The following is a 14,310-nucleotide window of genomic DNA, read 5'->3' as shown; positions in this document are numbered from 1 at the left end:
GTATCTGAGTCATGGCCAAGCCTTCGTTTATCAATTTGTGGAACAGCTATCCCACCACCTCCACACCCTGTGACGGGCCTTGGGATAATCAGTGCGCTATCCGGATGAGCATCACGCTCAATGCGGAACAGACGATCAAGGTCAACAAGTCGACTTACAGCGAGCCCAAGTGTGCACACGAACATGCTCGGGGCGCCGAGTCGTTGGCCAGCTGGCTTTGGCGTCATCATCTGGGTCGTCCAACGATTCTGACCGGAAGCGCCGAGGACCGCCGCACACTCAATCAGAAGACAGGAATCATTTTCTTCAAGGACTGTTTTGCACGGCTCGGGCAATCCGAAGAAGCCCGTACCGGCGACCATATCGACCTATGGAATCGCGGCAGAGTCACCGGCGACTTCGCCGATCAGGCTCATCGCTCAAAGCAAGTCTGGTTTTGGGAGCTGCCATGATCAAACGAGCGCTGCTGGCGGCGTTGTCGAGCAGTCTTTTCCTAAGCCTGAACGCTTGCGCCGAACAGACCGACCCTGCGGCTGCACAAAGCGTTCAGGTCGATCTCGCCGGCCAGACCCTGACCCTGGAAAACCACGGTCAACGTTGTGCCTTGCGCAAACCAGACCAAAGCCTGCTCACGCTGGACATGCCGTGGCCCTGCCACTTGAGCGTCGACCGTAAAGGCTTGCCACGCGTCGAGCGTTTTAACAACGCCTTGATCATCATCGTGCAGCATTTCGAACCAGAACCGGCGCCCAGCACTGAATGTCGCTCTCAATACCAAGCCATCAGACAAATCGAAGGCCGGCTGGAGGCATCGATTGTGGCCGGTGGCGGCCGTTGCATGGCCGGCGCCCTTGATCAGAAAAACTTTGTGGCCCTTTTTACGTGGTAACCGAAATCGCCACCCGCGATCGCCTGCAACCGTCCCTGCTGGACCGGTTGACCGACGACGATCCGACCAACCCCAAGGAAAGCGCCGACAAGCGCGTGCTGTCGCTCACCCAGTTGAAAGCCTCGGTGCTGCGTGACCTGGCGTGGCTGCTCAACACCACGTCATTGCTCGACGCCGATGCCACGCTGCATACCCCGGCGGGCACGTCGGTGGTGAATTTCGGCCTGCCGGCGCTGGCCGGCAACAGCGCGTCGAACGTCGATGTCTCGGCCCTGGAAACCTTGATCCACCAGGCCATTGCCACCTTCGAACCGCGCATCCTGCGTCACACCCTGCGGGTACGGGCCCGGGCGACGGCTGAGATGAACCACAACGCCTTGAGCTTCGAGATCGAAGGCGACCTCTGGGCCCAGCCGGTGCCGCTGCGCCTGATGCTGCAAACCGACCTGGACTTGGAAACCGGCCACGTGCGCGTGGTCAACGCCGACCAGCGGAGACGCTCATGAACCCGCGCCTGCTGGAGCTGTACAACCAGGAACTGCACCACGTGCGCGAAAGCGCGGCGGAGTTCGCCAAGGAATACCCGAAGATCGCCAGTCGGCTGACCTTGTCCGGCATGGACTGCGCCGACCCGTATGTCGAACGCCTGCTGGAAGGCTTCGCCTACCTGACGGCACGGGTGCAGCTCAAGCTCGATGCCGAATACCCGACCTTCACCCATAACCTGCTGGAAATCGCCTACCCGCATTACCTGGCGCCGACACCGTCGATGACCGTGGTGCAGATGCAGGCCGACCCGGACGAAGGCTCGCTGAGCAGTGGTTTCCCGCTGCCCCGCGATACCGTCCTGCGCGCCGCCCTGGGTCGCGAAACCCAGACCTGCTGCGAGTACCGCACCGCCCACGCGGTGACGTTGTGGCCGTTGCAGGTCAGCCAGGCTGAATACTTCGGCAACCCGTCCGCCGTGCTCGGGCGCCTGGCCGCCAGTGAACCCAAAGCCAAGGCCGGGCTGCGCATCACACTGCGCACCGGCGCCGAACTGCCGTTCAACAGCCTGGCCCTGGACAACCTGCCGCTGTACTTGAGCGGCGCCGACGAACAACCTTTCCGCCTCTACGAACAACTGCTGGGCAATGCCTGCGCGGTGTTCGCCCGCAAGCCCGGCGGCGATTGGGTGGAGCGCCTGCCCCAGGATGCGTTGCGCTCGCGAGGTTTCGACGATGCCGACGCCGCGCTGCCGGTGGTGTCGCGAGCCTTCCAGGGCTATCGCCTGTTGCAGGAATACTTCGCCCTGCCCCACCGCTTCCTGTTTGTCGACTTCACTCAGCTAAGCCGGGCGGTCAAGCGTTGCGACGGCCAGGAACTGGAGTTGATCGTGCTGTTCGACCGTCACGATCCAAGCCTGGAAGGCAGCGTCGGAGCTTCGCAGTTCCTGCCGTTCTGCACCCCGGCCATCAACCTGTTTCCCAAGCGCCTGGATCGCATTCACTTGTCGGAGCGGGTCAACGAACACCACGTGATCGCCGACCGCACCCGGCCGATGGATTTCGAAGTGCATTCGCTGAGCGGCCTCACCGGCCACGGCACCGGACCAGAGCAGCCGTTCCTGCCGTTCTACGCCGTGCGCGATCCGTCCCGCTATGGCCGCGACCTGGCCTACTACACCGTACGCCGCGAACCGCGCGTGCTGTCCAGCGACCAGCGGCGCAACGGCCCGCGCTCGACCTACATCGGCAGCGAAACCTTCGTCAGCCTGGTGGACAGCCAGCAAGCACCCTACCGCCACGACCTGCGCCAGCTGGGCGTGACGGCGTTGTGCACCAACCGCGACCTGCCGCTGTTCATGAGCGTGGGCAACGGCAAGACCGACTTCACCCTGGCCGACAGTGCGCCGGTTGGCGCCGTGCGTTGCGTGGCAGGTCCCAGTCGCCCGCGGGCCAGCCATGCCCACGATGCCAAGGCCTGGCGGCTGATCAGCCAGTTGTCGCTGAACTACTTGTCGTTGAGCGAACAAGGCCAAGGCGCCGCCGCCCTGCGGGAACTGCTGCGCCTGTACGGCGACAGCAACGACGCGGCGCTGCAATTGCAGATCGAAGGTCTGCGGGAAGTCAGCAGCAAGGCATGCACCCGGCGCTTGCCGATGCCCGGCCCGATCGTGTTCGGTCGGGGCCTGGAGATCACCCTGGAATTCGATGAAAACGCGTTTCGCGGCACCGGGGTGTTCCTGCTCGGTGCGGTGTTCGAGCGCTTCCTGGCACGCTACGTGTCGATCAACAGTTTTACCGAGACGGTGATCCGTACCACCGAACGCGGCGAGATCATGCGATGGAAAGCCAAGCCCGGACGTCGTCCGACCCTGTGAGTACCCTGGAGGCGATGCACCAGGAACCCTGGGAATACGACTTCTTCCAGGCGTTGCGGCGCATCGAGTGCGAATCCCCTGAGCTGCCGCGCCTGGGCCATTCCCTGCGCCTGGCCGATGACCCGTTGCGCCTCGGGCAACAGGCCGATTGCACCTTCGCCCCGGCCACCCTCGCCTCGGTGCAACCAGGCGGCGATGGTACGCCGGCGCGCCTGGAGCAGTTCTTCTTCGGCCTCGGCGGCCCCAACGGCCCGATGCCGCTGCACATCACCGAATACGTGCGCGAACGCCAGCGCAACAACGCCGACAGCACCAGCAAGCGCTTCCTCGATGTATTTCACCATCGCCTGCTCAGCCTGTTCTACCGGGCCTGGGCCGAGGCGCGGCCGACGGTCAGCCATGACCGTCCGGACGACGACTATTGGTCGGCGCGCCTGGCGGCCCTCAGCGGCCGGGGCATGCCGAGCCTGCTCAACCAGGGGCTGATCCCCGACACGGCGAAGCTGCACTACAGCGGCCACCTGTCGGCGCAAACCCGCTACCCGGATGGTTTGAAGGCCATTCTCAGCGAGTACTTCGGCCTGCCGGTGGAGATCGAAGAATACGTCGGCCAATGGCTGGAACTGCCGGAACGCAGCCGCGTCGGTGTCAACGCCCAGCTGGGCGTGGACTTCTGCCTGGGCCGCTTCGTGTGGGATCGCCAACACAAATTCCGCATTCGCCTGGGGCCACTCAAGCTCGTTGACTACATGGGCATGCTGCCCGGCAGCCAACCGTTCAACGAGCTGGTGGCCTGGGTCGCCGAATACCTGGGCCACGAGCTGGACTGGGACCTGAACCTGGTCCTGGAACAGCCCGAAGTCCCGGCCCTGCAGCTCAATGGTCGTTTCCGCCTGGGGTTCAATACCTGGCTGGGCCGCCCCGAAACAGATGCCAACGATTTAATACTGGCCCGGCATTACGCCGAACAGGCCAACACCTCACAGACCTCAAGGAGCCATGAGCATGGGTGAAATCAGTCGCGCCGCGTTGTTCGGCAAACTCAACAGCGTGGCTTACAAAGCCATCGAAGCCGCCACCGTGTTCTGCAAGTTGCGCGGTAACCCTTATGTGGAACTGGCCCACTGGTTTCACCAGTTGCTGCAACTGCAGGACTCCGACCTGCACCGCATCATCCGCCAGTTCAACATCGAGCCGGCGCGCCTGGCCCGTGACCTGACCGAAGCCCTGGACCGTCTGCCACGGGGCTCGACGTCCATCACCGACTTGTCGTCCCACGTGGAAGAAGCCGTGGAACGCGGCTGGGTCTACGGCAGCCTGATGTTCGGCGAAAGCCAGGTGCGCACCGGTTACCTGGTGCTGGGCATCCTCAAGACCCCGAGCCTGCGCCACGCGCTGCTGGGCCTGTCGTCGGAGTTCGACAAGGTCAAGGTCGAAGCCCTGAGCGAGCGGTTTGACGAATACGTCGGCGACTCGCCGGAAAACGCCCTGACCGCCAGCGACGGTTTCAATGCCGGCGCCGTGCCAGGCGAAGCCAGCGGCGCCATGGCCCCGGCCGCCATGGGCAAGCAGGAAGCCCTCAAGCGCTTTACCGTCGACCTCACCGAGCAAGCCCGCAGCGGCAAGCTCGACCCCATCGTCGGCCGTGACGAAGAGATCCGCCAACTGGTGGACATCCTCATGCGCCGCCGGCAGAACAACCCGATCCTCACCGGTGAAGCCGGCGTGGGCAAGACCGCCGTGGTCGAAGGCTTCGCCCTGCGCATCGTCGCCGGCGACGTGCCGCCGGCCCTCAAGGACGTGGAACTGCGCAGCCTCGACGTGGGCCTGTTGCAGGCCGGCGCGAGCATGAAAGGCGAATTCGAACAGCGCCTGCGCCAGGTCATCGAAGACGTCCAGGCCTCGCCCAAGCCGATCATCCTGTTCATCGACGAAGCCCACACCCTGGTGGGTGCCGGTGGCGCCGCCGGCACGGGCGACGCGGCCAACCTGCTCAAACCAGCCCTGGCCCGCGGCACCTTGCGTACCGTGGCCGCCACCACCTGGGCCGAGTACAAGAAGCACATCGAAAAAGACCCGGCCCTGACCCGCCGTTTCCAAGTGGTGCAAGTGGCCGAGCCGTCGGAAGACAAGGCCCTGCTGATGATGCGCGGCGTGGCCTCGACCATGGAAAAACACCACCAGGTGCAGATCCTCGACGAAGCCCTGGAAGCCTCGGTCAAGCTGTCCCACCGCTACATTCCCGCGCGCCAGCTGCCGGACAAATCCGTGAGCCTGCTAGACACCGCCTGCGCCCGCGTCGCCATCAGCCTGCACGCCGTGCCGGCCGAAGTGGACGACAGCCGCCGGCGCATCGAAGCCCTGGAAACCGAGCTGCAAATCATCGCCCGTGAGCACGCGATTGGCGTGGTCATCGGCACTCGTCAGACCCATAGCGAAAACCTGCTGAGCGCCGAACGCGAGCGCCTGGCCGAGCTGGAAAGCCGCTGGGCCGAAGAGAAGACCCTGGTGGACGAACTGCTCGCCACCCGCGCCACCCTGCGCGAGCGCGTCGGCGTGGTGGACAGCGAGGATGGCAGCGAGACCAGCCACGAACTGCGCGAGAAACTGGTTGACCTGCAACAGCGCCTGACCGCCCTGCAAGGTGAAACCCCGCTGATCCTGCCGACCGTGGATTACCAGGCCGTGGCCTCGGTGGTCGCCGACTGGACCGGTATTCCGGTGGGCCGTATGGCCCGCAACGAACTGGAAACCGTACTCAACCTCGACCAGCACCTGAAAAAACGCATCATCGGCCAGGACCATGCCTTGCAGATGATCGCCAAGCGCATCCAGACCTCCCGCGCCGGCCTCGACAACCCGAGCAAGCCGATTGGCGTGTTCATGCTCGCCGGCACCTCCGGCGTGGGCAAGACCGAAACCGCCCTGGCCCTGGCCGAAGCCATGTACGGCGGCGAGCAGAACGTCATCACCATCAACATGAGCGAGTTCCAGGAAGCCCACACCGTGTCGACCCTCAAGGGCGCGCCTCCGGGCTACATCGGCTACGGCGAAGGCGGCGTGCTGACCGAAGCCGTGCGGCGCAAACCGTACAGCGTGGTGCTGCTGGACGAGGTGGAAAAAGCCCACCCGGACGTGCATGAGATCTTCTTCCAGGTGTTCGACAAAGGCGTCATGGAAGACGGCGAGGGCCGGGTGATCGACTTCAAGAACACCCTGATCCTGCTCACCACCAACGCCGGCACCGAGCTGATTGCCCAAGTCTGCAAAGACCCGCAGAACGTGCCCGAGCCGGAAGAAATCGCCAAGGCCCTGCGTCAGCCGCTGCTGGAGATTTTCCCGCCGGCCTTGCTCGGTCGCCTGGTGACGATTCCGTACTACCCGCTCAGCGACGAGATGCTCAAGGCCATCACCCGCCTGCAACTCAACCGCATCAAGAAGCGCGTGGAGAGCACCCACAAAGTGGCCTTCGACTACGACGACGCAGTGGTCGACCTGATCGTCTCGCGTTGCACCGAAACCGAAAGCGGCGGGCGCATGATCGACACCATCCTGACCAACAGCCTGCTGCCGGACATGAGCCGCGAGTTCCTGACCCGCATGCTCGAAGGCAAGGCCTTGGCCGGGGTGCGGATCAGCGCGGTGGACAACGAATTGCAGTACGATTTCAGCGACGCGGCCTGACGGTAAGGAACACCGCATAACCCTGTGGGAGCGGGCTTGCTCGCGATAGCGCAAGTACATTCAACATCAATGTTGACTGATACGCCGCCATCGCGAGCAAGCTCGCTCCCACAGTGGCATCTTCCGCAGTGGTGTTGCGTTCCTTCAGCCATTACAACTTGCACGAGACACTCGATGTTATTCAACCAAGCCTCACGCCTGGCCAAGATCACCAGCCCCCTCGGGCCCGAGGTCCTGTTGCTCAAGGACATGGGCGGCGGTGAAGAGCTGGGGCGGCTGTTCAACTATGAGTTGCAGCTGCATTCGCTGGACAACGCCATCGACCTCAACCAACTGCTCGGCAAGCCCATGTGCGTGAGTCTGCAATTGGATGGCGGTGGCGAACGCTATTTCCATGGCATCGTCGCCCGTTGCAGCCAGAACGTCGACCAGGGCCAGTTCGCCAGTTACCAGGCCACCTTGCGCCCGTGGCTGTGGTTGCTGACCCGCACCTCCGATTGCCGGATTTTCCAGAACCTGACCATTCCGCAGATCATCAAGCAGGTGTTCCGCGACCTTGGGTTTTCCGATTTCGAAGACGCCTTGAGCCAGTCCTACCGCGAGTGGGAATACTGCGTGCAGTATCGCGAGACCAGCTTCGATTTCGTCAGCCGCCTGATGGAACAAGAAGGGATTTACTACTTCTTCCGCCATGAACAGGGCCGTCATGTACTGGTACTGGCCGACGCCTATGGCGCCCACACCACGGCCCCCGGCTACGGTTCGGTGCCGTACTACCCGAAGAACGAGCAACAGCGCGAGCGCGACCACATCCACGATTGGCACCTGGCCCAGGAAGTCCAACCCGGTTCACTGGAACTCAACGACTACGACTTCCAGCGCCCCAGCGCGCGCATCGACGTGCGCTCGGCCATGCCTCGCCCGCACACCGCCGGCGACTATCCGCTGTACGACTACCCTGGCACCTATGTGCAAAGCGCCGACGGCGAACACTACGCCCGCACCCGCATCGAAGCCTTGCAGACCCTGCACGAGCAAGTCGAGCTGGCCGGCAATGCCCGGGGCCTGGGTTCGGGGCATCTGTTCAGCCTCACCGGCTTCAGCCGCCAGGACCAGAACCGCGAATACCTGATCGTCGGTGCCCGCTACTACCTCTCCCAGGAAAGCGGCGAAACCGGTGGCGGTGCGCCGACTGCGCAGTTCGAAAGCAGCCTGACCTGCATCGACGCCCAGCAAAGTTATCGCCCGATGGCGACCACCCATCGCCCCATCGTCAAAGGCCCGCAAACCGCGTTGGTAGTCGGCCCCAAGGGCGAGGAAATCTGGACCGATCAGTTCGGCCGGGTGAAGGTGCATTTTTATTGGGACCGGCACGACCAATCCAACGAAAACAGCTCCTGCTGGATTCGGGTGTCTCAGGCTTGGGCCGGAAAAAACTGGGGCTCGATGCAGATCCCGCGCATTGGCCAGGAAGTGATTGTCAGCTTCCTCGAGGGCGACCCGGACCGACCGATCATCACCGGCCGCGTCTACAACGCCGAACAGACCGTGCCCTATGACTTGCCAGCAAACGCCACCCAGAGCGGCATGAAAAGCCGTTCGAGCAAGGGTGGCACGCCGGCGAACTTCAACGAAATCCGCATGGAAGACAAGAAGGGCGCCGAGCAGTTGTACATCCATGCCGAGCGCAACCAGGACATCGTAGTCGAGGTGGACGAGAGCCATTCGGTGGGCCACGACCGTAACAAAAGCATCGGCCACAACGAAACGGTGACCATCGGCAACAACCGCCTGCGCATCGTCAAGCAGGAAGACATCCTCTCGGTGGGTCAGCGCAAGACCGACAGCATCAGCCAGAGCTACGTCATCGAAGTGGGCGAGAACCTGCGCCTGGTGTGCGGTGAAAGCATCCTGGAGCTCAACGCCAGCGGCCAGATCAACCTGACCGGCGTGCAGATCAGCTTCTACGCCAGCGGCGATGCCGAGTTCAACACCGGCGGCGTGCTGCACCTGAACAACGGCGGCGGCCCGGGCGCCACGCCGGACGGCCAGGGCGTCAAGGGCAGCATCGACGCCAACATCAGCGCCGCGTTCCCCAAGGGCTAACTTCGAGATTTATGCGCCATGACTTACCGCCTCAATGAATTCCAGCTCCAATTGCCGCCCAGCGAATTGCTGGACGCGACGATCAATATCCTCAAGTTCCCTGAACTGGGCACCTCCTTGATCGTCAGCCGCAGCTTGCTGGCTGAGGGCGAAACCCTGCAAAGCAACCTCGACGACCAGCTCAAGCGCCTGGAAAAACAGGTCCAGGACTTGCGCTGCCAACCGGGCGCCACCCTGCGCGTGGGCGCCAACCAGGAAGTCGAAGCCATCGAACTGCGTAGCCAGTTCAACAAAGGCAACGAAAAGGTCTTCCAGTACCAATTGGCGCTGATATTGCCGGGCACCCGCAAGATGCTTGCCTTGAGCTATGTGAAAGCGGAAAAACTCGGCGACGCCGAAGCCGCGCATTGGGCGACGATCAAGGGTTCGCTGTTGTTCGACGTTCCGGTTTGATGAGCACCTTGCATGTCTGATGCACTCTGGGCCGCCCGGCTGGGCGACGCACTGAACCACACCTCGATGATGGCCGATATCCTCGGCGGCGTTCTGGAAGTGGCGGCGAACATTGCGATCACCGCAGTGGCGACGGCGGCCGTGGTGGCCGCTACGGGCATCACCGTTGCCACGGGCGGGTTGGGTTGTTTCCTGCTCGGCGCCGTGGTGGGCGCCGTCGTGGGCCTAGCCATGAGCAAGACCGGAGCCGACAAGGGGTTGAGCAATATATGCGAGGGCATCGGCAACGCTCTGTTTCCCCCCACGGTGCAAGCCAACATCCTCACCGGCTCCACCAACACCCTGACCAATAATATCCCGGCCGCCCGGGCCGCCGGGGCGATTCAATCCCATGTCGCGCCAGCCGGTACCGAGCTTGAGGCTCCCGAGCCAGAAGCCGAACCCAGTTACCTGGACATGGCCGAGAATTTCTTTTCGCAGATGTGGCGACCCACCGTCGCCACGCCCGCGCCCGGTGCCGTGCCCAAGCCGCTGGACATGATCGCGTGCATGAAGCATCCGCCGATGCCGCCGCAGTTCCTGGCCGAAGGCTCGGACAAAGTCACCATTAACGGCCAGCCCGCCGTGCGCAGCGGCGACCGCAGCACCTGCGATGCGACCGTGGTGTCGTCCGGGTTGATTTCCCCTGACGTGACCATTGGCGGCGGCTCAGTGGTGGTGCGCGAGATCCGCAGCGGCAAGACCCCAGGCGTAGGGTTGGCCGTCACTGCCTTGCTGATGCTCAAGGGCGGCAAAGGCAAATTCCTCAGTAACCTGCCGTGCATGCTGGTGGGCGGCGCGGCCTCCATGGCCGTCAGCAGCGCGATGGGCGCCGCGGCCAATGCCGCCATGGGCTCCTCGAACCCCGTGCATGCCGCCACCGGGGCCAAGGTACTGGGCGATGTCGAAGAGATGGATTTCGTCCTGCCCGGCATCTTGCCGATCGACTGGCAGCGCTTCTATAACAGCCGCGACGCACGCCATGACGGGATGTTCGGGGCAGGTTGGAGCGTGCCCTATGAGGTGCGCGTCGAAATCCTGCCTCACCCCGAAGGCGGCGAAACGCTGGTCTACACCGATGAACAGGGCCGGCGCATCGACATGGGCTCGATTGCCCTGGGCGGCGCCGTGTTCAGTGCCGGTGAAGGCCTCAGCGTGCGGCGCCATGCCAACGGCGAACTGCTGATCGAAAGCGCCGACGGCTTGTACCGGCTATTCGAACCCTCGCCCGCCAATGCAGCGCTGCTGCGCCTGAACCAACTGGGTGATCGCAACGACAATCGAATCTACCTGGACTACGACGACACCGGACGCCTGGTGCAATTGCGCGACACCTTCGACCTGACCCGCATCGCGCTGGCGTATGACGAGCGCTGGCCGCAACGGGTCAGCCGGATCGACCGCCTCTATGCCGATCAACGCCGGGAAGTGCTGATGCACTATGGCTACGACGGCCAGGGCAATCTGGAACAGGTCCGTCAGTCCAACGGCCAGGTGAAGCGTCGCTATGCCTACGATGCCGGGCGGCGAATGGTGGAACACCAGCTGCCCACCGGGCTTCGCTGTTTCTATGAATGGGCGCTGGTTGAAAACCTGGAATGGCGGGTTGTTCGTCACTGGACCGACGCCGGCGACGCCTACACCTTCGACTACGACCTGGTCGCCGGCACCACGCGCATCACCGACGGATTGAATCGCATCAGCACCCGTCGCTGGGATGCCCGCTATCAGATCACCGAAGCCACCGACGCGCTGGGCCGCACCTGGACCTTCCAGTGGAACGAAGAAAGCCAGTTACTGAAGGCGACCGCCCCCAACGGCGGGCAGCATCAGTTCAGCTATGACGAAGCGGGCAACCTCTGCGAAACCCGCGACCCGCTGGGGCGTAGCGAATCCACACTGTGGCTCGAGCACTGGGCCCTGCCCCTGGCTGAAACCGATGCCGCGGGTAACACCTGGCAGTATCGCTATGACTCACGGGGCAATCGCATTCGGGAAACCGACCCGCTGGGCAACATCACCCGCTATCGCCACGACGCCCACGGCCAGGTGGTGGAGGTCATCGACGCCACCGGCAAAAGCAAAACCATGCGCTGGACGGCCCTTGGGCAACTGAGCGAACACACCGACTGTTCCGGTTACACCACACGCTTGAGCTACTGCGAGCGCGGGCTGTTGCTCAGCAGCACCGATGCGCTGGGGGAACGGACGCTTTTCAGCTACGACGATCAAGGCCGCTTGCTTAGCAAGCAACTGCCGGACGGGCGCACCGAGCACTACCAGCGCGATGCGAGCGGACAGTTGATCGGCTATAGCGACCCAGCCGGGCATACGACGAATTTCCAGCACACCCCAAGTGGTCAACTGCAGGTGCGCACCGACGCCCATGGCCGCCGGGTGGAACTGAGCTACGACAACTACGGGCGTCTATTGGCGCTGACCAACGAAAATGGCGAGTGCTACCGATTTACCTGGGACGCCGCCGACCGCTTGAGCGCTCAACACAGCCTGGATGGCAGTCTCAAGCGCTACGCCTACGACCCGCTGGACAACGTCACCCGCGTAGAGGCCCTCGCGGTGCCCGGCAGCACCGACCTGGACCTCTCGCCACAAGCCCCCATCATCCATGAGCTGGAGCGCGATGCGGTGGGACGGCTGGTGGCAAAAGTCACCGAAGACGGGCGTACCGAGTACAGCTATGACGCGCTCGACCAAGTCAACGCCATCACCTTCACCCACCAGACCGGCGAAGTGCAAACCGTGGGTTTCGGTTACGACGCGTTGGGACAACTGGTAACCGAACAGAGTTGGGCCGGGTGCCTCGAACATCGCTACGACGAACTGGGCAACCTGACCCAGACGCAGCTTCCCGATGGCCGTTGGCTGAACCGCTTGCACTACGGCAGCGGCCACCTGCACCAGATCAACCTTGATGGCCAGGTCATCAGCGATTTCGAACGCGACCGTCTGCACCGCGAAGTGCTGCGCACCCAAGGACACCTGAGCACCCGTAGCGAATACGACCGCAGCGGCCGCCTGCGCGCCCGCCAGCGTCGACAGCAAGGCCAATCCACGCTGCTGCCCCCAGCGGCGCAATCGCTGTTTGGCTATGACGCCAGCGACCAGTTGGTGGAACGCTTCGACAGCCAGCCCGATGCCGGCCATCGCCAGTTGCTGCACTACGACGCCACCGGCCGCATCCTCGCCAGCCAGGACAACCTCCAGGGCCAGCGTGAAGGCTTTGCCTATGACCCCGCCGCCAACCTGCTCGACGGGCTCACGACCGGTGCAGGGCGGGTCGCGCATAACCGCCTGTTGACCTACCAGGACAAGCGCTACCGCTATGACGGTTTCGGTCGCATGGTAGAAAAACGCAGCGCCCGGCGTGGCGTCCAACGTTTTCGCTACGACGCCGAACAGCGCCTGGTGGAGGTTCACAACGATAATGGCTCGGTCGTAAAAATGACCTACGACCCGCTGGGTCGACGCATCGAGAAAACCGAATACGACCGCCACGGCACTGTGCTCGGCTGCACCCGTTTCACCTGGGATGCGCTGCAACTGTTGCAAGAACACCGCGACAGCCAGACCAGCCTCTACATCTATGTCGACGACAGCCACGAACCCCTGGCACGGGTCGATGGCCTGGGCGACCAGCAAAAGGTCCGTTATTACCACAACGATTTCAACGGCCTGCCCGAACAGCTTTCGGAAGCCGATGGCCACACACTCTGGCGCGCCCGTCACCAGGTATGGGGCGGCACGGCCGAAGAATTGCGCGAGCCCTATTACATCGAAGAGCAGAACCTGCGTTTCCAGGGCCAATACCTGGACCGTGAAACCGGGCTGCACTACAACACCCTGCGCTTCTACGACCCGGACATCGGCCGCTTCACCACACCGGACCCCATCGGCCTGGCGGGTGGGCTGAACCTCTACCAGTACGCGCCGAACCCGGTGAGTTGGATCGACCCGTCAGGGCTGATGAAATGCTCGACGCCACCCAAGGGTCGCAAGGTCAACCGGACGGTCTATCGCTTTGAAGAACCAGGGCGCATCAGCACCACGTGGACGGCGCACAAATGGAACGTCGCAGCCCGGCACCGCTACACCGCCCCGGGCCTGGGCGGTGTCTATGGCGCCAACTCACGCAAGACCGCCATGGGCGAAGTCAATCACTGGGGTGTGGACCTCTCCACCCGGGTGCTGGTGAGCAAGAAAGTACAGCTCAACAATGTCCTGGATCTGACCCGGGCCGATGTGCGCAAGCAATTGGGTGTTTCCCTCAAGAGCATCACCGGCGACAAATACACCCAGACCCATCAAATCGGCGCCTGGGCCAAGGCTAATGGCTATGATGGGATCCTGGCGCCGTCGGCGCGAAACCCGACCGGCAGCAACTTGATTTCCTTTGCGGGTTTTTAGAATGGGACTGGAAGACGAATACGTCGGCGACGCCGATTGGCAGACATTCGTGCGGCTGTACGAAGAGGACTACCTCGACGACAACGCCCGTACGCTGGCCAAGGCCATGGACGAGCACCTCGACATGGCCGTGGTGCTGTATGGCAAAAGGGGGCTCAAGGAAGGCTTATGGTGGCTGGAACAGACCGTGCCCGCCTTGGGCAACAAACGGCCGGCCGATTGCCTCAAGACCCCGAAACTGATCAAGCGCCTGAGAATGGCCTTGATGAGCATGCCGTAACCCACAAGGACACCGGTGCAATGGAAGGCATCCAATTGCTTGAACACACTGTCATCAGCCACCTGAGCGACC

The 14,310-nt window shown here is 63.2% G+C and carries 10 protein-coding genes; all 10 read left to right on the top strand.

Translation table 11 applies throughout. The features are described from left to right. The first annotated feature begins 11 nt into the window (after window positions 1-11). The 10 genes from AB4N80_RS05835 (at window position 12) to AB4N80_RS05790 (ending at window position 14,238) form a co-directional block, all read left to right on the top strand. Window positions 12-452 carry a type VI secretion system amidase effector protein Tae4 gene (locus AB4N80_RS05835; RefSeq protein WP_122567586.1) on the top strand — a complete coding sequence of 147 codons (441 nt, stop codon included), beginning with the start codon at window positions 12-14 and terminating at the stop codon, window positions 450-452. Next, window positions 449-889 carry a hypothetical protein gene (locus tag AB4N80_RS05830; protein ID WP_305468840.1) on the top strand — a complete coding sequence of 147 codons (441 nt, stop codon included), beginning with the start codon at window positions 449-451 and terminating at the stop codon, window positions 887-889. Before AB4N80_RS05835 ends, AB4N80_RS05830 begins: the two co-directional genes overlap by 4 nt. Continuing rightward, window positions 883-1,395: a type VI secretion system baseplate subunit TssE gene (gene tssE / locus AB4N80_RS05825; RefSeq protein ID WP_058542707.1), complete on the top strand. Its 513-nt coding sequence runs from the start codon at window positions 883-885 to the stop codon at window positions 1,393-1,395. Before AB4N80_RS05830 ends, tssE begins: the two co-directional genes overlap by 7 nt. Beyond that, entirely contained in the window at window positions 1,392-3,251 is a 1,860-nt protein-coding gene (tssF, locus tag AB4N80_RS05820; protein ID WP_122567588.1) for a type VI secretion system baseplate subunit TssF, read from the top strand. Before tssE ends, tssF begins: the two co-directional genes overlap by 4 nt. Continuing rightward, window positions 3,215-4,264: a type VI secretion system baseplate subunit TssG gene (tssG, locus tag AB4N80_RS05815; RefSeq protein ID WP_122567589.1), complete on the top strand. Its 1,050-nt coding sequence runs from the start codon at window positions 3,215-3,217 to the stop codon at window positions 4,262-4,264. The genes tssF and tssG overlap by 37 nt, the downstream gene beginning before the upstream one ends. Beyond that, window positions 4,257-6,935 (top strand): type VI secretion system ATPase TssH, encoded by a 2,679-nt coding sequence (tssH, locus tag AB4N80_RS05810; RefSeq protein ID WP_305468841.1) that lies wholly within the window; start codon window positions 4,257-4,259, stop codon window positions 6,933-6,935. The genes tssG and tssH overlap by 8 nt, the downstream gene beginning before the upstream one ends. A 174-nt stretch (window positions 6,936-7,109) precedes the next feature. Further along, window positions 7,110-9,041: a type VI secretion system Vgr family protein gene (locus AB4N80_RS05805; RefSeq protein WP_305482068.1), complete on the top strand. Its 1,932-nt coding sequence runs from the start codon at window positions 7,110-7,112 to the stop codon at window positions 9,039-9,041. An 18-nt stretch (window positions 9,042-9,059) separates the two neighbouring features. Further along, window positions 9,060-9,494, top strand: coding sequence for a DcrB-related protein (locus tag AB4N80_RS05800; protein ID WP_460081110.1), 435 nt, complete (start codon window positions 9,060-9,062; stop codon window positions 9,492-9,494). A 12-nt stretch (window positions 9,495-9,506) separates the two neighbouring features. After that, complete coding sequence (locus AB4N80_RS05795; protein ID WP_354335991.1) at window positions 9,507-13,958, top strand: RHS repeat-associated core domain-containing protein; 4,452 nt, start codon at window positions 9,507-9,509, stop codon at window positions 13,956-13,958. Between the two features lies 1 nt (window position 13,959). Next, a complete protein-coding gene (locus AB4N80_RS05790; protein ID WP_305468844.1) occupies window positions 13,960-14,238 on the top strand; it encodes a hypothetical protein in 279 nt (92 codons plus the stop codon). Window positions 14,239-14,310: the final 72 nt, after the last annotated feature.

It is taken from the genome of Pseudomonas sp. H3_A02, from assembly GCF_054671965.1.
This window is presented reverse-complemented; position numbering and strand designations above follow the sequence as displayed.